19 protein-coding genes are annotated in these 23,906 nt (G+C 63.4%); 9 read left to right on the top strand and 10 right to left on the bottom strand.

The window, feature by feature from the left end; genetic code table 11:
• Positions 1–30: 30 nt before the first annotated feature.
• From ACODSU_RS01710 to ACODSU_RS01700, 3 genes are all read left to right on the top strand, one after another.
• Positions 31–603: a thioredoxin family protein gene (locus ACODSU_RS01710; RefSeq protein ID WP_488839593.1), complete on the top strand. Its 573-nt coding sequence runs from the start codon at positions 31–33 to the stop codon at positions 601–603.
• A gap of 70 nt (positions 604–673) precedes the next feature.
• On the top strand, positions 674–1,996 hold the full coding sequence (locus ACODSU_RS01705) for a serine hydrolase domain-containing protein (RefSeq protein WP_110960652.1): 1,323 nt from the start codon (positions 674–676) through the stop codon (positions 1,994–1,996).
• A gap of 47 nt (positions 1,997–2,043) precedes the next feature.
• Positions 2,044–3,684, top strand: a complete 1,641-nt coding sequence (locus tag ACODSU_RS01700) for an AMP-binding protein (protein WP_488839591.1) — start codon at positions 2,044–2,046, stop codon at positions 3,682–3,684.
• A 77-nt stretch (positions 3,685–3,761) separates the two neighbouring features.
• Here ACODSU_RS01700 and ACODSU_RS01695 read toward each other — a convergent pair whose 3' ends face one another.
• From ACODSU_RS01695 to ACODSU_RS01675, 5 genes are all read right to left on the bottom strand, one after another.
• Complete coding sequence (locus ACODSU_RS01695) at positions 3,762–4,175, bottom strand: YkgJ family cysteine cluster protein (protein WP_099731681.1); 414 nt, start codon at positions 4,173–4,175, stop codon at positions 3,762–3,764.
• 15 nt (positions 4,176–4,190) lie between these two features.
• Positions 4,191–5,375, bottom strand: a complete 1,185-nt coding sequence (locus ACODSU_RS01690; protein WP_488839589.1) for a Wadjet anti-phage system protein JetD domain-containing protein — start codon at positions 5,373–5,375, stop codon at positions 4,191–4,193.
• Entirely contained in the window at positions 5,372–8,683 is a 3,312-nt protein-coding gene (locus tag ACODSU_RS01685; protein WP_488839587.1) for an ATP-binding protein, read from the bottom strand. The genes ACODSU_RS01690 and ACODSU_RS01685 overlap by 4 nt, the downstream gene beginning before the upstream one ends.
• Positions 8,680–9,282, bottom strand: coding sequence for a DUF4194 domain-containing protein (locus tag ACODSU_RS01680; protein WP_488839585.1), 603 nt, complete (start codon positions 9,280–9,282; stop codon positions 8,680–8,682). Before ACODSU_RS01680 ends, ACODSU_RS01685 begins: the two co-directional genes overlap by 4 nt.
• 143 nt (positions 9,283–9,425) lie before the next feature.
• Positions 9,426–10,922 (bottom strand): DUF3375 domain-containing protein, encoded by a 1,497-nt coding sequence (locus ACODSU_RS01675; RefSeq protein ID WP_110960656.1) that lies wholly within the window; start codon positions 10,920–10,922, stop codon positions 9,426–9,428.
• Positions 10,923–10,993: 71 nt separating this feature from the next.
• Between ACODSU_RS01675 and ACODSU_RS01670 the strand changes: the two genes are divergently transcribed.
• A complete protein-coding gene (locus tag ACODSU_RS01670) occupies positions 10,994–11,755 on the top strand; it encodes an NYN domain-containing protein (protein ID WP_110960657.1) in 762 nt (253 codons plus the stop codon).
• Between the two features lie 347 nt (positions 11,756–12,102).
• Positions 12,103–13,050 carry a helix-turn-helix domain-containing protein gene (locus tag ACODSU_RS01665; protein WP_488839583.1) on the top strand — a complete coding sequence of 316 codons (948 nt, stop codon included), beginning with the start codon at positions 12,103–12,105 and terminating at the stop codon, positions 13,048–13,050.
• Positions 13,051–13,083: 33 nt separating this feature from the next.
• Here ACODSU_RS01665 and ACODSU_RS01660 read toward each other — a convergent pair whose 3' ends face one another.
• The 5 genes from ACODSU_RS01660 to dnaA all read right to left on the bottom strand — a co-directional run bounded on the left by ACODSU_RS01660 (position 13,084) and on the right by dnaA (position 20,722).
• Positions 13,084–13,956: a nucleotidyl transferase AbiEii/AbiGii toxin family protein gene (locus tag ACODSU_RS01660; RefSeq protein WP_488839581.1), complete on the bottom strand. Its 873-nt coding sequence runs from the start codon at positions 13,954–13,956 to the stop codon at positions 13,084–13,086.
• Complete coding sequence (locus tag ACODSU_RS01655) at positions 13,937–14,989, bottom strand: type IV toxin-antitoxin system AbiEi family antitoxin (protein ID WP_488839579.1); 1,053 nt, start codon at positions 14,987–14,989, stop codon at positions 13,937–13,939. The genes ACODSU_RS01660 and ACODSU_RS01655 overlap by 20 nt, the downstream gene beginning before the upstream one ends.
• 248 nt (positions 14,990–15,237) lie before the next feature.
• Positions 15,238–17,856: a DNA topoisomerase (ATP-hydrolyzing) subunit B gene (gene gyrB, locus ACODSU_RS01650; protein ID WP_488839577.1), complete on the bottom strand. Its 2,619-nt coding sequence runs from the start codon at positions 17,854–17,856 to the stop codon at positions 15,238–15,240.
• Positions 17,857–18,011: 155 nt separating this feature from the next.
• Positions 18,012–19,130, bottom strand: coding sequence for a DNA polymerase III subunit beta (dnaN, locus tag ACODSU_RS01645; protein ID WP_056056813.1), 1,119 nt, complete (start codon positions 19,128–19,130; stop codon positions 18,012–18,014).
• Positions 19,131–19,297: 167 nt separating this feature from the next.
• On the bottom strand, positions 19,298–20,722 hold the full coding sequence (dnaA, locus tag ACODSU_RS01640; protein ID WP_488839574.1) for a chromosomal replication initiator protein DnaA: 1,425 nt from the start codon (positions 20,720–20,722) through the stop codon (positions 19,298–19,300).
• 386 nt (positions 20,723–21,108) lie between these two features.
• On the opposite strand from dnaA, the gene rpmH reads away from it, so the two are divergent.
• From rpmH to yidC, 4 genes are all read left to right on the top strand, one after another.
• Positions 21,109–21,243 (top strand): 50S ribosomal protein L34, encoded by a 135-nt coding sequence (rpmH, locus tag ACODSU_RS01635; RefSeq protein ID WP_005798102.1) that lies wholly within the window; start codon positions 21,109–21,111, stop codon positions 21,241–21,243.
• Between the two features lie 73 nt (positions 21,244–21,316).
• Entirely contained in the window at positions 21,317–21,832 is a 516-nt protein-coding gene (locus ACODSU_RS01630; protein ID WP_110960663.1) for a ribonuclease P protein component, read from the top strand.
• Positions 21,829–22,122, top strand: a complete 294-nt coding sequence (gene yidD / locus ACODSU_RS01625; RefSeq protein ID WP_015016412.1) for a membrane protein insertion efficiency factor YidD — start codon at positions 21,829–21,831, stop codon at positions 22,120–22,122. The genes ACODSU_RS01630 and yidD overlap by 4 nt, the downstream gene beginning before the upstream one ends.
• A complete protein-coding gene (gene yidC / locus ACODSU_RS01620; protein ID WP_488839571.1) occupies positions 22,119–23,819 on the top strand; it encodes a membrane protein insertase YidC in 1,701 nt (566 codons plus the stop codon). The genes yidD and yidC overlap by 4 nt, the downstream gene beginning before the upstream one ends.
• Positions 23,820–23,906: the final 87 nt, after the last annotated feature.

Here is a 23,906-nt window from a genome sequence, read left to right as displayed (position 1 = left end):
GCATCTCAACGATTGCAAGGAGCTTTCACCATGACATTGCACCCCTCTTCCCTGCGCTTTTCCGAGCGCCGCGCTTTCCTGGCGTCGATGGCCGCTGCACTGGCGGCCCCTGGCTTGGCGTACGCAGCGGGCCCCGCCAGCCCGGCCTTAGCGCTGCCCGACCTGGGCGCTGCGCCCGAGTTCACCGGCATCGAGCGCTGGCTCAATTCCGAACCGCTGAGCCTGGCGCAGTTGCGCGGCCGCGTGGTGCTGGTGGACTTCTGGACGTACGCCTGCATCAACTGCATCCGCACCCTGCCCCATGTGAACCGCTGGGCCGAGCAATACACGCCCCAAGGGCTCACCGTGGTGGGCGTACACACGCCAGAGTTTCCGTTCGAGCGCCCGACCGCCAATGTGGAAGCCGCCATGCGCCGCCACGGCGTAAAGCACCCCGTGGCACAGGACAACCGCTACGGCACCTGGAAAGCCTACGGCAACCAGTACTGGCCCGCCACCTACCTCATCGATGCGCAAGGCCGCATTCGCTACAAGCACTTTGGCGAGGGCGAATACGAGCGCACCGAGGGCGTGATCCGCACGCTGCTGGCCGCGCGGGGCTGATCGGCCCGGCCGAATCCATTTCCTTTTTTGTTCTTCCCATCCCGCGTTTCTTGACCGAGGCCTTTTCACCATGCACTCTTTTCATCGCCACATCACCTCCTCCTTCACCGCTGTCGCCCTGGCTTGTGCCCTGCTGGGGTTTGCGTCTGCCAGCCAGGCCCAGGCTCCGCAGCTGCCGCCGCCAGACGCCACCAGCCCCGTGACCCTGCAGCTGATGCAGGGCTTCCCTCCGGCGCCCGACAAGATCGTGCGCCTGGCCAACATCCTCAAGTACCCCAACGTGCGCTGGGCTGCTCAGCACCTGCGCGAACTGGGGCCCACGGCCACCATCTGGCGGGGTGCAGCAGCGCCCAGCGCACTGCCCGCCGCGCCGCGCGCCTTGCCCGATACCCTGGCGTTTGCCGACGACAAGGGCGCCACCACCACGCTGGCCGACTGGCAGAAGGCCACGTACACCGACGCCCTGCTGGTACTGCACCGGGGCCGTGTGGTGTACGAGCGCTATCACATCGGCATGCAGCCGCAGCAACCGCATGTGCTGTGGTCCATGAGCAAATCGCTGGTGGGGCTGCTGGTGACGGAGCTCATCCAGGAAGGCGCCATCGACGCCAGCGCGCGCATCGTGCGTTACCTGCCCGAGCTGGCCAACAGCGCCTGGGCCGATGCCACCGTGCAGCAGACCCTGGACATGACCACCAGCGTGAAATACGCAGAAGACTTTGCGGACCCCACCTCCGGTGTCTTTCAGTACCTGGCCGCTGCGGGCCTGCAGCCTGCGCGCCCCGGCAGCAATGGGGCCAAGAGCATGGCCGAGCACCTGCCCACTGTGCAAAAGGACGGCGAGCACGGCACCGCATTTGCCTACAAGTCGGTGGACACGGAAGTGCTGGGTTGGCTGCTGCAGCGCGTGACGGGCAAGAGCTACGCCACGCTGCTGTCCGAGCGCATCTGGTCCAAGCTGGGCACGCAAGAGGACGCCTATGTGTTTGCCGACGCCAACGGCGGCCAGGCCACCAGCGTGGGCGTGAACGCCACCCTGCGCGACCTGGGCCGCCTGGGCGAGATGCTGCGATCCAACGGCCGCTTCAACGGCCAGCAGATCGTCTCGCCCGCCACCATTGCCGAGCTGCGCAAAGGGGCCGACCCCGCCCAGTTCAGCAAGGCCCCGGGCACGGCCATGCGCGCGGGCTACTCGTACCACAACCAGTGGTGGATACCCCACGATGCCGATGGCACCTTTGAAGCCAAAGGCCTGATGGGCCAGCACATCCACATCAACCCGGCGGCCGAGCTGGTGGTGGTGAAGTTCTCCACACACCCCGTGCCCAACACCGCCTTCACCCACGCGCTGGACCGGCAAGCCTTCGCCGCACTGGCCAAGGCCGTGCGCTGAGCCTGCCTGCACATTGTTGCTCCACCCTCATTGAGGACCGTTTCACCATGTCCCCCCAACCCTGGCTGGCCAGCTATGGCGCCATCCCTGCCCACATCGATCCCGACAGCCATCCCAGCATCGTGCACCTGCTGTGTGCCGCCATGCAGCGTTATGCGCACCGGCCCGCATTCACCTGCCTGGGCCAGACGCTGACCTATGCGCATGTGGACCAGCAATCCCGCGCGTTTGCGGCCTACCTGCAGAACGTGCTGCGCGTGCGCAAGGGCGACCGCATCGCCGTGATGTGCCCGAACCTGATGGCGTTTCCCATCGCCATGCTCGGCATTGCGCGCGCAGGCTGCGTGCAGGTTAACGTCAATCCGCTCTACACCCCGCGCGAGCTGGAGCACCAGCTACGGGACGCAGGCGCCCGGGTGATGGTGATCTATGCCGGGTCTACCGCCACCCTGACCGCCATCCAGGACCGGGTGGAACTGCACAGCGTCATCACCGTGGCGCCCGGCGACGGCACCGCAGCCGACCTGCCTGGGCCGCCGGTGGATGCCCACCTGCACACCACCATCTCGTTCGCGCGCGCCCTGGCCGAAGGCGCCACCCTGCCCTTTGCGCCGCCCGTGCTGGAGGGGAGCGATCTGCTGTTCCTGCAGTACACCGGGGGCACCACAGGCCTGTCCAAGGGCGCCATGCTCACGCACCGCAACCTGGTGGCCAATGTGGAGCAGTTCAAGGCCTTCGTACCCGATGCCCTGCGCCCCGCGCAGGAGGTCGTTGTTACGGCCATTCCGCTGCATCACATCTTCGCGCTGATGGTGAACCTGATCAGCTACTTTGCGGTGGGTGCACGCAACTGGCTGGTGCCCAACCCGCGTGACCTGGACGCGCTGATCCATGTGCTGAACGCCGCGCGTCCCAGCGTGTTCATGGGGGTCAACACGCTGTACGCCGGGCTGGCAGCGCACCCCGGCACGCAGGGCGTGGACTTCTCCAACTTGCGGCTGGCGGGCGGCGGTGGTGCCGCCATCCTCCCCTCGGTATCCGCCCGCTGGCAGGCCATCACCGGCCAGTTCATCCGCGAAGGCTACGGCCTGAGCGAGACCAGCCCCGTGGTGGCCTTCAACCCCGCATCGGTAACTGCTTTCAGCGGCAGCACCGGCCTGTCCCTGCCTTCCACCGACGTTCTGCTGCTGGACGACCAGGGCCGCCCCGTGCCCCTGGGCCAGCCCGGCGAGGTCTGTGTGAAAGGCCCCCAGGTCATGGTCGGCTACTGGCAGCAGCCCGAGGCCAACGCCACCGCCTTCACACCCGACGGCTACTTCCGCACTGGCGACATCGGCCAGCTGGACGAGCGCGGCTTTCTCAAGATCGTGGACCGCAAGAAGGACATGGTCATCGTCTCAGGCTTCAACGTCTTTCCCAACGAAGTCGAAGCCGTGGCCACCGCCTGCCCCGGCGTGCTGGAGTGCGCCTGCATCGGCGTGCCGGACGAGAAAACGGGCGAGGCGCTGCGGCTGTATGTGGTGCGCGCGGCGGGCACTGCGCCACCGGTGGATGCAGACCAGATCGCAGCACATTGCCGCGCCGCACTCACCCCCTACAAGGTGCCCCGGCAGATCGTGTTTGTAGAGGCCCTGCCCAAGTCCAGCGTTGGCAAGATCCTGCGCCGCGAGCTGCGCGACATGGCATGAGCGCAGGGAGCGGTGGATTCTGAGGTGGCGGGCTTGCGCAGATCAGATTTGCGAGACACCTTAGCGCGTGTCTGTCATCAGCCCCGCCGCTGCAAATCCCGCGCCCCATAGGCGCAGTAGCCCGGCTTGGGGCTCTTCTTCTGCGGGTGCAGGCGGCAGGTCTCGGGTCGCTTGTCATACACCGTGCACAGCCGGGTCTTGGGGTCGAGAAAGTTGCAGTCCCCACTCGCCCGCCGCGCCATCGTGAAGACCGCGTTCTTGTGATTGAAGTGGTCGATCAGCCGCGCCTTCTGCAGCCGTTTGGCAATGTGGCGGATTTCCTCATGCTCGGCCTCGAACGGGTCCACCAGTTCCAGCCGCACCAGGTCCGAGAGCTGCACCTCCAGCGGCATCGTGCAGCAGTTGGCCGCGCAGGTGTCGCACAGGCCTGCGCGGTAGCGGGTCCAGGTGTCCAGGCGGTCTACGTCAACGATGGCGATGGGGGAGCGCATGGTGTGGGATTGTGCCTAAGCCTTGCTCGCCCAGCTTTGTACCGCGCGGTGCACCACGTCGGCTGGAAGAAACTCTTGTTCCAGACGGCCATTCTCCAGAGTGCGCAGATGGCCGTCCAGCCCACGTTCTGTGAGCAGCAGTGAGCTGCCTGGCAAGGGCGGTGGTGCGTGGGCGGGCTCCGGCACGGCCCGGTCCTGGTGGGCGTCGAAGGTGGCGCGGTCCATCAACAACGCATGCAGTTGTGGCCGGTGGCTGCGCGCCATGGCCAACATGTGCAAGCCCCAGGTGTCCAAGTCGCCCCAGTAGGCTACGTCGCGCGCTTGCAGCCAAAGCGCAGACAGCCAGCCTAAGTTGAGGCCTGCGCCCAAGACGGCAATGGTGTCGGGCAAGGGCTGCGGCAGCTGGTGCAGGCAGCGCTCGTTCTCCACCAGCAGAATGCGGTGGGCGGGCAGCGGTGTCGTGAGCAGTTCGCTGGCGCGTACGCGCTGGCGTGCGAAAGACAGCAGACCCGGGGCGAGCGGAGCGATCAGCAGCCAGTGGTCGTCCTCCGGCAGCGCGCCGAGAAAGCCGACCAGCCCCTGGCGGCTGGCTTCGCCGTCAAAGCGCTCGTCCAGCAAGGCGGTGAGCAGGCTGGCGTGGCGCTCGAAGAATTTGCTGTCGTTGCCTTGGACCGCCAAGGCACGCAGGGGTCTGCCTTGGGCGCAGCCGGGCTCCAGTTGCAGCGCCATGCGTGCGGCGGCGATGACCGCCTCGGCGGGGGTGTCGCGCCACTGCACGAGGCGGCGCACCAGCAGGCGCTGAAAGCCGGTGCGCTCCACCGCCGCGATGAGGGCACCGAGCCGGGCGTAGTCGCTCTTTAGCTGCGCATGCCCCGGCACTTTGTAATGAACGATGGCCGCCACGCATTGCGAAGGCTTGGCCAGTTGCCAGTGCGTGGGCACAGCAATCGCATCGCTGCTGCCCCGGTAGCGCCGCTCCTGCCACTGCACACTGCCCAGGCCGTGCTGTTCTACGGCGCGCCATTGCTGCAAATGGTTGCGCAGCGCGGTGGCGTTGTTCAGAAACACGGCAGAGTCAGGCTGGCCGATGGACAGGGTCAGCGGCCATGCTGCGGCGGTGCCCAGCAGCTGGCGTTCGCGCCAATCCGCACTGTTCCATTGCTGGGCGAGCCGGGCGGCCAGTTCCTGGGGCGACTTCATGCTTCGATGCCGGTAGAGGCGCTGAGTGTGCCGGGGGTGCCTGGGGCACTGCGGCGAAATGCATCAATCTCCTCCCAGCGCAGCGACGCCAGCGTGGCCTGCGCGCCGCGCCGGTGCACCACCACCGCGCTGCGGGTGTGGTTGCGCAGCAGGCGCACTTCCTTGTTGGGCGTGACGAACAACGCGTGCAAGCCAAACTCGCGCAGCGCCTGGATGATGCGCGCGGCCACGGCCTGCGAGCTTTTGGAGAACGCCTCGTCCAGCACGATGGTGCCGAACACCGGGCGGCTTGCGCCATCGGGGCACAGCGCGTAGCTCAGCGAGGCGGTGAGCACGTAGCTGGCGATGATCTCCTTCTCGCCCCCGCTGCCGCCTTGCGAGCCGGTGCGCCGCTCCAGCATCTGGCCGCTGGCCCGGTCCAGCACCAGCACCGCAAACTGCAGGCGGTAGCGCGCGTCCAGCAGCGCTTGCGCGGCCTTATTGCGGCGGTTGCTGGCGTGGGTTTGCAGAATCTCCACGATGGCGCGCAGTGCGCGGTAGTGGCTTTGGCCGCCGTCGTCGCGCAGGCTCTCGGTGCGCAACTGAGCCTGGGCGCGGTTCAGCTCTTGCAGGCTTTGGTGCACAACGGCACGCGGCTCGAGTTGCAGGTAGCGGCCGGGTTGAAAGTCCACGCGCTGTAGCGTTTGGTTGAGCTGGGCAATGCGCTCTTCAATGTCCGCCACCTGCGCGGCGATGCCATTGAGCAGCGTGTCAACACCTTGCTGTGAAGTGTTGTTGAGGTATTCCTGAAACCGCTGGCGCTTGTGCGGCAGGGCCTCTTCTTCCAGCACCTGCAGGCGCTGCAGATAGTGGGGCAGCGCGTCCACCTCTTGCGCGTGGTCGGCCAGTGCGCCGCGGTCTTCGTGCTTGGCCTTGCCCATCTGGCGCACGATGTCGGTGTGCAGGGTGCTGAGCTTTTTGCTGGCCTCAGCGGTTTTGGTTTGTACCGCAGTGCCTGCGTCGCGCTCCTGGGCTGCGAGGCTGTCGCCATCGAGCGGGGGCAGGCGGTGCCCGGCGCTGGCCAGTTGCGCGGCAAAGTCGGCGTCGATGGAGAATGTGTCGGTGCTGCGCGCTTGGTACGCGGCGTGTTGCTTCTGCGCTGCCGCCCGCAAGGTTTCGTCTTGCGTCTGTGCCGTTTGCAGATCGCGCAGTTGCCCCTCTGCCGCGCGGGTGTGGGTTTGCGCGGCCTCCCAGCGCTGCTGGGCCTGTGCGGTGTCGGAGTCGGGGTGGAGCAGCGCCTGCAGCTGCTGCTCTTTGTGCTGCAACTGCGTTTGGGCGGCGGTGGTGTCCAGGTCTTCGGTCCGCAGTGCCTGGAGCGCTGCCCACAGCTGGCGCTGCTCTTGCGCGCGCCGCTGGGCGTGCAAAGTTTGGGTCTTTTTGGCCTCCAGCGCTTGATGGTCAAGCGCTAACAGCTCCATTTGTTGTAGCAAATGCACCAGCCGGTCACGGTTGTCAAAACCCGTCATCCAGTCCTGGTCCAGCCGCTTCTGGTCTTGTTTGTCGAAGTGGCCGGATTGGCTGGACATCAGCCCCTGCGCCGTCATGGCGTGGGGCGTGCGCTCCAGCGTTTGCACATCGGGCACGCAGTGGCGGTCCAGGCCGTGCAGCAGATGGCGCAGCGTGTTCAGGTGGGCCGTGGGCGCTGCGGGCTTGAGGTTGAGCTTGCGCGCAAAGCCGTCGGCCAGGAAGGCCGCGGGGGTGGCATCGCGCACTTCCAGCAGGCGCACATGCAGTCGGTTGTGCCGCTGGTTCACCCACTGCAGGGCGGTGTGCATTGCTGGCTGGGGCACCAAAATGCGCAGCCGGTGGCTGCCCAGTGCGCGCTCGATGGCGCCGCGCCACGCCTGTTCGGCCTTGCGCACCTCCACCAGTTCGGCGGTGAAGGGCAGATCGTTTTCCGGCAAGCCCAGGTGGTCGGCCAACTCGGCACGAAAGCGCTGGTGCTCCATCGGCAGGTTGGAGCCCGGGCGCTGGCGCACGGCGTCGTATTCGGCCTGGATCTCGTTCAGGCGGGTGTGGGCGTTGTGGGTTTGGGCGATGGCGCGTTCGGCGTCGGCCTGTAACCCGGCCTCTTGGGCGTCGATCTGCGCCATCGCCGCCTTAGCTTGGGCCTGGTGGCTGACCAAGTGGTCGGCCCCTGCGTGGTCCCCCAGCCCCAGGTTGCGCGTCAGGGCCTGGTATTGCGCCAGATTGTTCTGGACGCGCGCCAGCTCCTTGCGTGCGTGGTCAATGTTTTCGCGCAGCACGTCGATGTTGGCACCGCCGGCTTGCAGGTATTGGCCATGCAAGTCTTGCTCGACCTTTCGCGTGGTGTTGACGTGCTCCTGCGCGGCATGCAGTGCGCCACCCCGCGCCGCCATCTGGGCCTGCAGTTGCGTGATGCGTTCGCCCCACCATTGCACGCCCTGCGCCGCAAACCATTGCGGCAGCTGTTGCTGCAGCGCCTGCAAGTGGGCCAAGTGCTGGGCTTGCTGATGCTCGCGCGCAGCCAGATCGCGCAGCGGCAGCAGCGACACATACTGCGCGTTGGCCAGCTCCAGGTCGGCGTGGATGGAAGCCAGCTCGGCAAACCCATCGACCACCTTTTGTGCGTCCTCAAACGCCGAGTGATCGTCCAGCACCAGCTCGCGAAAAATCTCGTCGATGCTGTTGAGCTGCTTGAGGCCTGCCGCTCGGTTGAGCAGCGTGAAGGCGTTCGGCCCCACTTCAAAGAAGCTGTGCAGTTTGGCCAGGTACGGCGCCTTGCTGCTGAACATCTGCAGGCCTTCGCTGTCCTTGGCCAGCCGCGTCAGTGCCCGCGCGCCGCCGCTGTGCTGCTCCTCCAGCCACAGATCCAGGCTGTGGCCCGCGCCCTGCGCAAAGAACCAGCGCTTTTGCATGTCGGCGGCGGATTGGCTGCTGCCGTCAAACCACAGCAGCGCGCCAAGCCAGACCGATTCAGCCCCGCGCACCAGCCGTGCTGCGATGCCGGTCGCGCAGCGCCCGGCCCGCGCAATGTGGTCGCCGCTGTCGTTGCCCTGGCCGCTGGCACCGCGCACATAGCTCACCAGGTCGCGGTCGCTCTCGTGCCCGCCCGTGGAGGCCAGGTTGTAGCGCGGGCTGGCGCACAGCAGCGTCATCAGCGCATCGACCAGCGTGGTCTTGCCGCTGCCCGTGGGGCCGATGATGGCGCTGTTGCCGGGGTCGATGCCCACCTGGTGGCGGCCCGCGAATGCGCCCCAGTTGTACAGGTGCAGCTCTTGCAGGATGAAGGAGGGGTCGGCGTTCATTGCGCGACCTCCGCGTTACCTGCGTCGTCTGGTTCCGCCGCCGCACGCAGGCGCAGCAGCAGTGTCTGCAGGTTCTCGGGGTTGAGCAGGTGCACGATCATCGGGCGGATGGTGATGCAGTCTTGCGCATCCACCTCCGAAACCATACCGTGCGCGCGCAGGTTCTCCAGCAGCTGGCCCAAGCGCTTGCGCTCTTGCATGTCGCTGCCGGTTGCCCCGAGGTAGGTTTCGAGTTGCGGCAACAGGCTGTCCACGGTGATGCGCACTGCCGTGCCGGTGCCGCTCTCCTGTTCGCGCTGCAAGAACTCGCGCCGTAAAAGGGCGAGCAGCAGTGATTGCTCCAGCGTCAGTCGCTGGCGCTTCATCAGGGGGTGCGTCCAGTCGTCCTGCTCGCTCTCGTCGGTATCGTCGCCCGCGTAGTCGGGCACCACGGCCAGAAAGGCCAGGCCGCGCACGTCGTCCACCACCACGCGCAGGTCCAGCGGCTCCAGCAGTGCATCGAGCAGTGTGGTTTGCGCTGCAATCAGGTGGAACAGCTTCGGCTTGGTCGCAGATTCGAGCCAGCCGTGCGCTAGCAAAAACTGTAGCGCCTGACGCACGTTTGGCGGCGTTCTTAAAGCGCATTGTGCTGCCATGCCGCTTTCAGTCAGCGTGGGAAGCTCTTTTTTTGATAGCGATTGTTCTGCTTGCCCACCCGCACCCTGCGCGGCCATGCGGTCAAAAATATCCGGCTCCTGCTGCATCACAGCTCCCACTCTCTTTGCGCCAGTTGCGCGCCGTCCAGCGCCACCCGCGGCACGGTAAAGCGCCAGTGCTGATAGCTATCCTGTGTTTCGATCTGCTCCTCGCCTGGCTGCAATTCCACGCCGGCCTCGCGCGCCATGGCCAGCCACAGCGCAAAGGTCTCCAGGTCATGCTCGCCCGGAGGCAGTGCTGCGGCCAGCTCGGCCAAAGTCATCGGTCGGCCCCGCTCGGCCAAGGTTTGCAAAGTGCGCTGCACCAACGCGTCGCGTTCCAGCCCTTCAAAGGCCTGCCAGAACTCACCGTCCATCTCGCCCAGGTCGGCGTAGGCGGTGGTGAGCAGCAGCGCGGCCTGGTCGCCGCCGTCCAGCGATTTGGCGCGCAGCCGCTCCACCAGCGGCACGCTGCCCAGGGCCACGCCCAGCGGCGGCAGCGGCGTGCTTTGGCGGCGCATGGCTTGGCGTTGCCAGTCGATGCGCAGGGCCTGCTCCAGCACGTCGTTGAGCAATTGGCCCACGCGCTGGTTCTCGGCCGCCTGGCCGGTTTTCATGAACTGGCTGACCTCGCGCTCGCTGCGCGCGCGCACGGCCTGCACCACCTTGGCCTCTTTGATGAGCTGCTGCACCAGCAGGTGCAGTGTGCTGCGCTGCAGGTGATCCAACGCGTGTTCGGTGGCCGGGTGCGCCAGGATCTGGCGGATGCGCTGGCGCATCTCGGTCAGCTCGGTCTGGTGCGAGAGCTGTTGGTGGAAGCTGTCGAACACCCGGCCCTCCTGCGTATTCAGCAGGTTCGCATGGCCGTCCAGCAGCTGGTCCATAACCGCGCCGCGGTGATGACGGGCGCTGATGATGGCCTCGCGCAGCGCACGGTCCGCCTCGCGCCAGGAATCCTCCACCCGGCGAAAGTCGGCCCGCAGGCTGACCGAAAGCGCATACACCTCGCGGATGCCTTCCACTGCCTGCTCTGGCGTCAGTTCAGTGATGCGGCCTGCCCGCACGTCGTCAAGCTGCTGCTGCAAGTCGGCCATGCGGCGCTGCAGATGCTCGGCGCGGCTTTGCGGATCGGGGTTGAGCGCGGCGGCCAGATTGTCGATTTCGCGCTGCACCACCGCCAGGCGCGACGCCGTGGAGGTCATCATGCGCCCATCGAGTTGGGCGATGAAGCGCAGTGCGGTCTTCAGCGCATCGGTCTCGAACACGCGGCCTTCGCGCTCCACCACCAGCCCGCGCCGTATCCACTCACGCACCTCGCGCCGGGCCTGGCTCAGGGTGTCGTCGCTGTCGATTTCAAAGTCCACCTCGTTGGCATGCGCTGCCAGCATGTCCGCCAGCGCTTGGACGGCCGCGTCGAAGGGTACGCCATCGCGCTGGTGCTCAAACAGCGCGTCCAGGCAGCTCAACACCAGCGGCGCCCGCCGCGAGGCCAGCAGCAGCCAGGCCGGGTGCTGCTGCCGGGCGGTGATGTATTTGTGGGTGCGCTGCTGGTTGAGGGTTGGCATGTGCGACGCCGGAGGTGTTCCAATGGCTTGCGCCAAGTATTCAACACTTTTTGCGCGGGAGGACATACAAGATGGCAAATCAAATGGGCGATGCCGAGTCGCGTGTCGCGGTGCTGGTGGACTGTGACAATACGACCCCTGAAATTTTGGAATACGCTTTGCGCGTGGTCGCGCAGTTTGGGCGGGTGGTCTTGCGGCGGGGTTATGGCAACCACAGCACGTTGGCGAACAAGTGGCAGGAAGCGCTGGTGCGCCTAGCGTTCACCCCATGCCTGCAGTATCAGTATGCGGCGGGAAAAAACACGTCCGACCTTGCATTGGCGCTGGATGCGATCGAAGCGCTGTTCGACGGCCGCGCCACGACGTTCTGTATCGTCACCAGCGATTCCGACTTTGCCTACCTGTGCCGCAAGCTTCGCGAGCGCGGCGCCACGGTGCACATCGTGGGAGAAGCCAAGTCGCCCGATGCGCTGCGCAACGCAAGTGATCAGTTCTTTGAATGGACGAAGCCGTTGCTGGAGGCGGAGCCTGCATCGGCTGAGTCCGCAGTGACCAAGTCCACCCAGAAGGTGGAAGCCGTCAAACCCGTCCCAAAGCTGCGTCCCAGGTTCATTGTGGAGGCTGTCACGCTATTGGCAGCAGACACCGCAGAGGGCAAAGTCAGCGTGGGCGGGCTGGGCTCCTACCTGAAGCGCGCCGACCCGTCGTTCTCACCCAAGAGCTATGGCCACTCCGGGTTGTTGGACATGCTCAAGACTTACGACCTGCTCAAGGTTCAGCAGGAGACTGGCGGACATTGGACGGCGCGACTGGCCGATAAGCCGATGGCGTGAGCAGCAGCGGCCACGATGAGAATTCCTTCGAAGTATCAATATTTCTTGATCGCTGGGCACTTGTCTCTATGAGGTCTCGCTACAGCTCTACCTCATCCCCTGCAGCGTTTTGAACAATAGGCCCACCGCACGCATTGTTGATCTGCACGTGCGGCAACTGGAGTCTGTGGGGCCACTGCGGTTTTCGCTGCTGTTCTGGGTTCACCTTGCGCCAAGCCGCCCTAGCGCTGGCGATGGATATGCAGGACTGCTGGTCAGCGCATTCGTGGAGCACTCCTGTCACTTTAGTTGGCTAGTAATTTACTAAATGTGAATAAACTTAAGTAAATTATTATCAAGGAATCCGAATGAGCACAAAGTCACTGATTGCTCTGGCAATCGCCCGTCAGGGCTGCAGCCATAAAGAGTTGGCGCTTCGTCTTGGTGTTTCGCCCGCACAGATCAGCAAGTGGAAAAACGGCGAGTACATCTCGATGGACATGCGCACAAAGCTGGTTGAGTTGGCTGACATCGGGAGCAACCATCCCGACTTTGTGCTCTTGGCGGGGTCTGTGCGCGACGCTGAGAAATGGGCGTTACTGCTGCGATATTTGGCCGATATGGCGGCCCAGCAGGCGGAAACGGGATATCACACCTATCGACTAGAAGAGGAGGAGGAAGCCGATCTTTTGTATTGGCACACGTTCTACGTTCTTCAGCAGATGGGTGTCGAGATTCCCAATCCCTTCCCACCAGCGCTGGAGTTTGACTACCAGGACAGTGATGCGCTGGATGAGTGTCTGGATGACATGTTTTGCCAACCACATGTCGCGCTCATCATGGCGATCTATAAGTCATACACGGATGTCTATGGGTTCTACGCAGCCTACGTCGACCATCTCATTGAAGAACTGGAGCTGTACGACTCCCCCGCATGCGACATCGAGCCTTGCCTTATGGAACTTGCTGCGTCCAAAATCGAAGAGCCTCCTGCCCTCGCGACAAGGTTCAGTGAGTTTAAATACGAAACAATCAAGTCCTATACGGAATGGCTGACTTTCGTGAAGGAGAAGGCGTTCCAAGCGGGGCTTCCTCTGCGGGCAGAACTGCTCGAACTTGTCTATGGAACGCATGACAGCTTAGGAGCAGAAGCAGAAGCTGAGAGCCTCGGGTTCCATGAATCGCGACTACACCCGGACATCTACATGAACGAATTGCTGGTCGGCATGCGCGTCATTCACCAAGTTTTGCCAGCGATCATGGACAAATTGGGTATAGACAAAGTCGAGCTTGACCCATCGAAGCTGCGGCTTTGATGAAGTCTCACAAACCTACAAGGAGCCTCCCCGTTACTGACCGGGCTCACGCAGTTGCTTGAGGAAGCCTGTGCTGAACCCTTTCAGATACTGGGTATACCTCTGCTCATCTTCGCGACTGTGCGATGCCGCTTTCGCTCGGATGATCTGGTCGATCAACTCCTGTTGCAACACTTCGTTTTCGAGGATGGCTTTGGCGATAGCTGCTGTGTCGTTTCCAGACTGCAAAGCAGCATCCTTGCCGAGCAAGTAAGCGCCTGCCAATTCAGGGTTGTAGTCGGCGGCCTCCATCAGCTCCGGCTCCCTATCGTAGAGCCGATCCATGTTTTCGGCGGCGGCGTAGTTCTGTGCGATCAGCAGCAGATCGGTGGCGTCCTTGTTGGAAAAATTTCGACGGTCCTGCCATGCGATCAGTTTGAGCACTGCCAGGGACGGAAGGGCACATGTCTTGATGACTAGTCCCTTACCGAGGTCTACTACCAGCGCACTCCGAAACGCATCCTCGAAACCTGCCACGTTGAGTACCATCTCATTGCCTGGAGGCCACGCAATCTCGCCCGCAGGGTGCTCTATCCGGCCAAACGGGATCAGGTCTAGGGGGATACCTTTTGGAGACCCATAGTGCAGCCGGTGAGGCTTGTCATCTGCAGCGTGGAACAAGCCCGAGCGCACCAGCGCATCCTTCAGGTGCTGAAAGCGATCCCAGCCGTCAAGGTAGAGCCCGAGGTCCACGTCGCGTGTTGCGCGCGTCACCTCCTGCCCGAAGACGTGGGTCAATGTGATGTCCCGAGCCATGGCGCCGCCCACAAAGAACGGGATATCCAGAGCTTCTGTGGCGCTGCGCGCCTCTTCTAGGATCGCGCGCAGGGCAGGGTCTATGTCGCGGTCAGGAAGTCGTTTCAGCATCGAATATTTCGTTTCTCAGCAGGCTTGCCACCTCGCGATTGCGGCTATCCAGGCTGGTCATGAGGTCCGCGTAGATCAGCAGGACAGGTGCGATGGGCTCAGCGCTAGAACTGGAAGGCGCCCAGAAGGCGTCGAGGATTTCCACGGTGCCGTTGGGATCGGGCCGCAGCCGATGTTGCATCAACAGCCTTGCTCGGTCCGTCCAGCAATAGATCGTGGCCTGCTCGGGTTGCAGATATGAGGTCTTGAGCGCGGCCCCCACCTCGCCCCCCCAAGCTGCTTCTTCCGACTGCAGCTTGGCATCCTTCCACCACCATTCATTCTGAGGTGAGTATCGCTGAGGTTGGAGCTTGTTGCGCAGTGCAATAGGGTAGTTGCGGGCCCACTCCGTCTTCAGGGCGTCAACGGCGAGAAGTCTGCGGCTTTTGGTCTCACCGGGGCTCAAGTGGCCAAGACGTCGAAGGCCGTCCATGGCCTTCGCTGCGGAGCCCAGTGATACCCCCGCCTTGGTGGCGATATCGCGTATCGTGCTTTGGGGCATGTCGGGTTCTGTCAGCAAAGTGAAGATGACCCGCAAGGCGCTTGCAGACCCCATGACCTCATGGCCAGATCCAACGGACTCTCGTTCAGGCCTTTGCTTGCCAGTGATAAAGACATAGCAACCGGGAACGTCGATGAAGGCGTTCCCTGCGGTGTCTATGAAGTTCAACCCGGCCTCCTGGCAAAGGGCGGCATTGTTCTTCGACATGTAGGGAACAACAACAAGCCAATTCGGTTGACGAGAGATTTTCGAACCACGGGCTACCTGTGCTCTGAGGGTTTCAATACGCACAACGGTTTTTACTTCCACTGCGAACCGGTGAGCTGGGCCTTCCTTAAGGTGTAGTGTGAGGATGGCATCCGCATCGCTTGGTGATGAAAGAGCGTCTTCTTCAAGAACCTCCCAGCTCAAGGGGGGGCTTGTGGCCTCAATTGCCTGAGTGAGAATACCTCTGTCGTTCATTTGTGCACCACGTTCATTCATAATGAACATAAATAATAAATGAACAAAGACTCCACAGAAAATCACCTACAAAACATTTCAGCCGCTCATCCGCTCAAGTAAGCTGGTACGTCGCTGTCTGAGATACACCAGCGGTTGATCTGTTCAGGTTCCCGAAGATGCACGGCCCGTACATATTTTTCCAAAGAAAAAGGCGCTCAATTTGAGCGCCTTTTTCTTTTCTCTAGCACTTTGCACTAACTTGGCAGAGGCAGCACTTTTTCTGTCATTTGACAAGATCAGACGTCAATATTCCCCGCCCGCAGCGCATTCGTCTCAATGAAATCCCGCCGCGGCTCCACCTCATCCCCCATCAGCATCGTGAACACGCGGTCCGCCTCGATCGCATCGTCGATCTGCACGCGCAGCAGGCGGCGCACGTTGGGGTCCATCGTCGTTTCCCACAGCTGCTCGGGGTTCATTTCGCCCAGGCCCTTGTAGCGCTGGCGGCTGGTGGTGCGTTCGGCTTCGGCAATCAGCCACTTCATGGCCTGGCGGAAGTCGCTGACCTTTTCTTCCTTCTGCTTGTCGCCTTCGCCCCGCATCGCCTTGGCGCCTTCGGCCAGCAGGCCGCGGAAGGTTTCGGCGGCTTCGGCCAGGGCGGCGTAGTCGGCGCCGTGCACGAAGTCCTGCGTGATGACGCTGCTCTTGATGTTGCCGTGGTGGCGGCGGCTGATGCGCAGCAGAGGCTTGTCGGTGCGGGCGTCAAATTCACCGGCCACTTCGGCGGGGGCGCCGGTGGTGTTCAGTTCGCGCAGCTTGGCTTGCAGTGCCACGGCGCTGGCCGCGGCATCGGCCACGGTGTCGAGCTTGAGGCTCACGCCGTCGGCAATGGCGCGCAGGGCTTCGGCGTCCATGAAGTTGCCCAGGCGGGCGATGACGCTTTCCGCGATCTGGTGCTTGCGCGCCAGTTCGGCCAGGGTCTCGCCGGTCAGGGTTTGCGGGTTGGCGCCGCCGGTGGTCACGCTGGCGTGGTTCAGCGCAATGCGCAGCAGGAAGCCGTCGAGCGCGGGGGCATCCTTCAGGTACAGCTCTTCCTTGCCAGCCTTGACCTTGTACAGCGGTGGCTGCGCGATGTAGATGTGGCCGCGCTCGACCAGTTCGGGCATCTGACGGTAGAAGAAGGTGAGCAGCAGGGTGCGGATGTGGGCGCCGTCCACGTCGGCGTCGGTCATGATGATGATGCGGTGGTAGCGCAGCTTGGCCACATCAAAGTCGTCGCCCCCGGTGGTGCCACCGGCCTTGCCGATGCCGGTGCCCAGGGCTGTGATGAGCGTGAGGATTTCGTTGCTGGTCAGCAGCTTTTCGTAGCGGGCTTTTTCCACGTTCAGGATCTTGCCGCGCAGGGGCAGGATGGCCTGGAACTTGCGGTCGCGGCCTTGTTTGGCAGAGCCGCCGGCGGAGTCACCCTCGACGATGTAGATCTCGCACATCGCTGGGTCTTTTTCCTGGCAGTCGGCCAGTTTGCCAGGCAGGCCCATGCCGTCGAGCACGCCCTTGCGGCGCGTCATTTCGCGGGCCTTGCGGGCGGCTTCGCGGGCCTTGGCGGCCTCGACGATCTTGCCGCAGATGATCTTGGCGTCGTTGGGCTTTTCTTGCAGGTAGTCCGTCAGCAGCTTGCCCACGATGTCTTCCACCGGCGCGCGCACTTCGCTCGACACCAGCTTGTCCTTGGTCTGGCTGCTGAACTTGGGCTCGGGCACCTTCACGCTCAAGACGCAGCACAGGCCTTCGCGCATATCGTCGCCGGTGACTTCGACCTTGGCCTTTTTGGCCAGCTCGTTTTCTTCGATGTACTTGTTGATGACACGGGTCATCGCGGCGCGCAGGCCGGTGAGGTGGGTGCCGCCATCACGCTGGGGGATGTTGTTGGTAAAGCACAGCACCTGCTCGGTGTACGCGCTGTTCCACTGCATGGCCACTTCCACGCCGATGTGCGTGCCGGGGATGCCGCCGTAGCTCTCTGCCGGGCGCTCACCTGCGGCGTAGAACGAGGTGGGGTGCAGAACGGTCTTGCCCTTGTTGATGAACTCGACAAAGCCGCGCACGCCACCGGCGCCGGAGAAGTCGTCTTCCTTGCCGCTGCGCTCGTCCTTCAGGCGGATGCGCACGCCGTTGTTCAGGAACGAGAGTTCGCGCAGGCGCTTGGCCAGGATCTCGTAGTGGAAGTCGTTGTTCTCTTTGAAGATCTCGGTGTCGGGCAAAAAGTGCACTTCGGTGCCGCGCTTTTCTGTCTCGCCGGTCACCTTCATGGGGCTGACTTCAAAGCCGTCCACAGTGGCCAGCAGGCGGTCTTGCACAAAGCCGCGCGCAAATTCGATCTGGTGCACCTTGCCTTCGCGGCGCACGGTCAGGCGCAGCCATTTGGACAGTGCGTTCACGCAGCTCACGCCCACGCCGTGCAGGCCGCCCGACACCTTGTAGCTGTTCTGGTTGAACTTGCCGCCGGCGTGCAGTTCGGTCAGGGCAATTTCTGCCGCCGAGCGCTTGGGCTCGTGCTTGTCGTCCATCTTCACGCCGGTGGGGATGCCGCGGCCGTTGTCGGTCACGCTGATGGAGTTGTCGGTGTGGATGGTGACGACGATGTCGTCGCAGTGGCCGGCCAGGGCCTCGTCGATGGAGTTGTCGACCACCTCGAACACCAAGTGGTGCAGGCCGGTGCCGTCACTGGTGTCGCCGATGTACATGCCGGGGCGCTTGCGCACGGCTTCCAGGCCTTCGAGGATGGTGATGGCGCCCTCGCCATAGCTTTCGCTGGCGCCGGCCTGGTTGGTGTCGATCTTGTTGACGGTGGGCTCCACATGGCCGGAGACGCCGGAGGATTCGGGCTCGGAGGGAATGTTGTTGTCAACGGTCATGGTGGGCCTTGGGATCCGTGGAAACCGGGGTTTCCAATATGTTCAATGGTCTAATTGGGCGCAAGCGCATATTGAATATGCGCTTGCAGCTATCAATAAAATAGCGTTCGCGAAGTGGCGCTGCGACTGTGGTGCACGGCGGGTGTCACGCAGCCTCAGATGCGCATGGGCATCACGACGTACTTGAAGCTGTCGTTGTCGGGGATGGTCAGCAGCGCAGAGCTGTTGCCATCCGAAAGCTCCACCTTCACCATGTCCTGGCCCATGTTGGCCAGGGCGTCGATGAGGTAGGTCACGTTGAAGCCGATCTCGATGGTGTCGCCACCGTAGTCGATGTCGAGCTCGTCCACGGCCTCTTCCTGCTCGGCGTTGTTCGATGCTACGCGCAGGGTGCCGGGCTCCAGGTTCAGGCGCACGCCCTTGAACTTGTCGCTGGTCATGATGGCCGTGCGCTGCAGGCTGGCCAGCAGCGGGGCGCGACCCAGGGTGATGCTGTTCTTGTGGTTCTTGGGGATCACGCGGTTGTAGTCGGGGAACTTGCCCTCGACCAGCTTGGTGACGAACTCCATGCCGCCGAAGGTGAACTTGGCCTGGTTGTTGGCGAACTGCATCTCGATGTGGGGCTGGTTCTCGCCACCCGCGTCACTCAGCAGGCGCTGCAGCTCGATCACGGTCTTGCGCGGCAGGATGACTTCCTGCTTGGGCACTTCCACATCCAGCGTAGCGCTGGCAAAGGCCAGGCGGTGGCCGTCGGTGGCGACGAGGCTCAGTGTCTTGCCCTCGGCCACGAACAGGATGCCGTTCAGGTAATAGCGGATGTCCTGCACCGCCATCGCAAACGACACCTGGCCCAGCAGGTCCTTCAGCGTCTTTTGCGGCACGGCGAACACGGGGCCGAAAGCGGCGGACTCTTGCACCAGCGGGAAGTCCTCAGCCGGCAGGCTTTGCAGCGTGAAGCGGCTCTTGCCGCCCTTGAGGATGAGCTTGGACTGGGCCGATTCGAGGCTCACGGTCTGGTCACCGGGCATGGTGCGCAGGATGTCGATGAGCTTGCGCGCGCCCACGGTGGTGGTGAAGTCGCCGGTGTCGCCGCCCAGTTCTGCGGTGGTGCGGATCTGGATTTCGAGGTCGCTGGTCGTCAGCTGCAGGGCATTGCCCGTCTTGCGGATCAGCACATTGGCCAGGATGGGCAGCGTGTGGCGGCGCTCGACGATGCCAGCCACGGACTGCAGAACCGCGAGAACCTTGTCTTGTGTTGCCTTCAGGACGATCATGTCATCAACCTCTTGTGGATTTTCTAAACCGGTGCGTCGGCAGCGGCACGGGTGGTGCCCCCCCTGCTGCCCAATCCGTCATTTTGCCCTGTAAGCGGCTGTTCGCCTTCGTGGGAGCGCAATGAACAAGTTCTTACAGACACCCGCCTCAGGGAGCGCATGCGGCATCAGCCTTTCAGCGTCTGCTCCAGCACGTGCAGCTGCTGGTTCAGCTCGGTCAGCTGCTGGCGCTCGCCCGCAATCTTGCGCACAGCATGCAAAACGGTGGTGTGGTCGCGCCCGCCAAACAATTCTCCGATCTCGGGAAGGCTCTTTTGCGTCAGCTCCTTGGCCAGGTACATCGCAATCTGGCGCGGGCGGGCAATGCTGGCCGGGCGCTTCTTGCTGTACATGTCGGCGACCTTGATCTTGTAATAGTCGGCCACCGTCTTCTGAATGTTTTCCACAGAAATCTGCCGGTTCTGGATGGACAGCAGATCTCTGAGGGCTTCACGTGCCAGCTGGATCGAAATCTCTTTCTGGTTGAAGCGCGAGTACGCCAGGATCTTGCGCAGCGCGCCTTCCAGTTCGCGCACGTTGGAGCGCACGTTCTTGGCGACGAAGAAGGCCACTTCCTCGGGCATCTCGGTGCCTTCGACGCGCGCCTTGTTGATCAGGATGGCTACGCGCATTTCCAGCTCGGGCGGCTCGATGGCCACTGTCAGGCCCGAATCGAAGCGCGAGACCAGCCGCTCGTGGATGTTGGCCAGCCCCTTCGGATACGTGTCCGACGTCATCACGATGTGCGACTTCTTGGCCAGCAAAGCTTCGAACGCGTTGAAGAATTCTTCCTGCGTGCGGTCCTTGTTGGCGAAGAACTGCACATCGTCGATGAGCAGCAGGTCGAGCGAGTGGTAGCGCTCCTTGAACTCATCAAAGGTGCGGCGCTGGTAGGCCTTAACCACATCCGACACGAACTGTTCGGCATGGATGTAGAGAACTTTGGCGTCGGGCTTGTCCTGCAGCAGGCGGTTGCCCACAGCGTGCACCAGGTGGGTCTTGCCCAGGCCCACGCCACCGTAGATGAACAGCGGGTTGTACAGGTGGCCGGGCATGCCCGCCACGTGCATGGCGGCCGAGCGCGCCATGCGGTTGGCCGTGCCTTCCACCAGCGTTTCGAACGTGAGGGCGGCGTTGAGGCGGTTGCGGAACGCGCCCGCCGTGGCTTCGTCGCTGCTGCTGGAGGGGGCTTCGGCCGGTGCTGCGGGGCTGGCGGGCTCTTGCGCGGCGGGCCGCACATAAGTACGGGCAACGGATTCGCGCTGAGCGAGCGCTAACTCCAGTGTGACTGGCTGGCCGTACAGGCCTTCAAGCAGCGCGGCAATGCGTCCTGCGTACTGGGCGCGGATCCAGTCGAGCTTGAAGCGGTTGCCCACGAGCAGCGTGACTTTGGAGAAGTCTTCGGCCACTTGGGCCACCAGGGGCTTGATCCAGGTGTTGAATTGTTGTTCTGGCAGGTCTTGTGCCAGTTGCTCTACGCAGGCTTGCCACAGGCCCTGACCGGCATCTGCGCCGGGCGAATGGGGGGAGCTGCGGGTGGGTTCCTCGATCATTGCGGGGGAATTCTTATTGTGGATAGGAGGAACGGTGTGAGGCGGCGGATTGTAGCTTGTCAAGGAGTTATCCACAATTTGACGGCGGCTGTCATCCGGGGCAATCCGGGGTTGCCAGGGGCGGCCGATGGGGCCTGAAACGGCGGGGCGCTGCAGCCTCTGCGGCGCGCCGATAAAGGCCTGTCTGCCGAAAGGCATTGCCAGTCGGCCACAAGCCTGCGATAATTTTGGGTTTCCCTGAATGTGTTCAGGGTGATTTGACCCGGCGCGCCGTTATTTCTGCCCCGTGGGTCTGTCGTCAGGCGGTGTTTCATACACAGTGTGGTGTGCAGATTGCAGGGGGTTCAAGAGCAGCAGTCCGGAACTGAACCTCAAGGAATAGCACCATGAAACGTACTTACCAGCCCTCCAAGACGCGCCGCGCGCGCACCCACGGTTTCCTCGTCCGCATGAAGACCCGCGGCGGCCGTGCCGTTATCAACGCACGCCGCGCCAAGGGCCGCAAGCGCCTGGCCGTCTAAGGCCGTTACGGTCTACGGCCTGCTCCCCGCCTGTTCCCGGTTTGTACCGCCAGGTTCCAAACGGGGCGCTTGCATGCACAGGCTAAAAACCCGGCCGCAGTTCCAGGCTGCCATGGCGGGAGGCACTGTCTCCCGCACGGCACATTTTGCGTTGCACCGTTTGGCACTGGATGCCAGCAGCACCGCAATGGCCAGCCAAGCAGCTACTGTTGCACCCACAGGGCCCGGCTCCTTGCCGCACACGCAAGGGCCGCAGGCCCTGTTTGTCGTTCCTGGCGTCTGGCTGGGTGCCATGGTGCCCAAGCGCTGGGCGCGCCGTGCCGTGACGCGCAACGCCATCAAGCGGCAGATCTACACCGTGGGCGCCACGTTCGAGGCGCGTTTGCCGCAGGCCGCCCATGTGGTGCGCCTGCGCTCGGCGTTTGATCGCAAGCAGTTTGTGAGCGCCACGTCCGACCAGCTCAAGCAGGCGGTGCGCGCGGAGCTGCTGCAGCTGTTTGGCTACGCCACCCGGCATGCGGGCGCCGCAGTTGCAGCACCTGTGTCTGTACCTGCACCTCCGGTGGCAGAGCCGGTGACCACCCCATGATGCAGCGCCTGCTGATCGGCGTGGTCAAAGGCTACCGACTGTTCCTCAGCCCCTGGCTGGGCTCGGCCTGCCGCTTTGAGCCGACCTGCTCGGTCTATTCGCTGCAGGCGCTGGAGCAGCACGGCGCTGCGGCAGGCAGTTATCTGACGGTGCGCAGGCTGGTACGCTGCCACCCCTGGTGCGAGGGGGGCCATGATCCGGTCCCGCAAGATCTGCCGCGCAGCCTGCGGCTTTTCTCCCGGCTCACCCCTTCCACCACTCCCCCATCCTCACCAAAGAAGTCTTCATGAACGACATTCGCCGCACCATCCTGTGGGTGATTTTTGGCTTTTCCATGGTTCTGCTGTGGGACAAGTGGCAGCTGCACAACGGCAACAAGGCCACCTTTTTCCCGACCACGCCCGCAGTGACGGCCCCTGCTGCCGCAGCAGCAGGGGCAGCTTCCGGCGCGACCGGGGCCGCCAGCGTGCCCGCTGCTACTGCGGCCGCGCAGGGCGCAGCAGCGGTGCCCGGTCAGCCCGCCCCAGCGGCTGCCCCCGCCAAGCGTGAGCGCATTGAGGTCAAGACCGACCTGTATCGCCTGGTGTTCGACAGCGAAGGCGGCTCGCTCACGCAGGCCGAGCTGCTCAAGCACGCCGACATGACCGACAAGGCGCGCAACTTCCTGTTGCTGGACGAGAGCGCCCAGCGTGTCTACGTGGCGCAGACGGGTCTGGTGGGCGGCACCTTCCCCACGCACAAGACCGCGATGACGGCCGTGCCCGGCCCGCGCGAACTCAAGGACGGTGAAGATTCCATCAGCATCCGCTTCGAGTCGCCGGACCAGGGTGGCGTGAAGCTGGTCAAGACCTGGACCATCAAGCGCGGCGCTTACGACATTGCCGTCAAGCACGACATCGTCAACACCGGCAGCGCCGCCGTGTCGCCCCAGCTGTACCTGCAACTGGTGCGTGACGGCAACAAACCTCCAGGCGAGTCGTCGTTCTACTCCACCTTCACCGGCCCAGCGGTCTACACCGAAGCCAAGAAGTACCAGAAGATCGAGTTCAAGGACATCGAAAGCGGCAAGATCGACATTCCCAAGGACTCTGCCAATGGCTATGCAGCCATGGTCCAGCATTACTTCGCCACTGCCTGGCTGCTGGCGGATGGTGTGCAGCGCGAGCCCTTCGTTCGCAAGGTGGACACCAACCTGTACTCGGTGGGCATGCTGACCTCCCTCGGCACCATCGAGCCCGGCGCCACCAAGACCATCGACGCGCGCCTGTTCGCCGGTCCGCAGGTCGAGACAATGATGGAAAAGCTGTACCCCGGCCTGGAACTGGTCAAGGACTACGGCTGGCTGACCATTCTGTCCAAGCCACTGTACTGGCTGCTCGACAACCTGCACAAGCTCCTGAACAACTGGGGCTGGTCCATCGTGGCCCTGGTGCTGTTGCTCAAGATTGCCTTCTATTGGCTCAATGCCAAGGCCTACGCCAGCATGGCCAAGATGAAGTCCATCAACCCCAAGATCATGGAGATGCGCGAGCGTCTGAAGGACAAGCCGCAGCAGATGCAGCAGGAGATGATGCGCATCTACCGCGAGGAAAAGGTCAACCCCATGGGGGGCTGCTTCCCGATCATGATCCAGATCCCCGTGTTCATTGCGCTGTACTGGGTGCTGCTGTCCAGCGTCGAGATGCGCAATGCGCCCTGGATCGGCTGGATCCACGACCTCTCTGCGCCGGACCCGTTCTTCATCCTGCCGCTGCTGATGACGGCCAGCTCGTTGCTGCAAACCGCGCTGAACCCCGCACCACCAGACCCGATGCAGGCCAAGATGATGTGGTTCATGCCGCTGATCTTCAGCGTGATGTTCTTCTTCTTCCCGGCCGGCCTGGTGCTGTACTGGCTGACGAACAACATCCTGTCGATTGCGCAGCAGTGGATCATCAACACCCGCATGGGCGTGCCACCGCAGTTCAATCTGCCCAAGTTCAAGTGATCCGGCAGCGGCAACGCTGACATCCACGAACTGACCCCTCAAAGGCCGCGCAAGCGGCCTTTTTTCTGCCCACCTTGTAAAGTCCCT

This window comes from Acidovorax sp. FG48 (assembly GCF_057809085.1).
The sequence above is the reverse complement of the archived record's forward strand: the minus strand, read 5'-3'. Positions and strand labels throughout refer to the sequence as shown.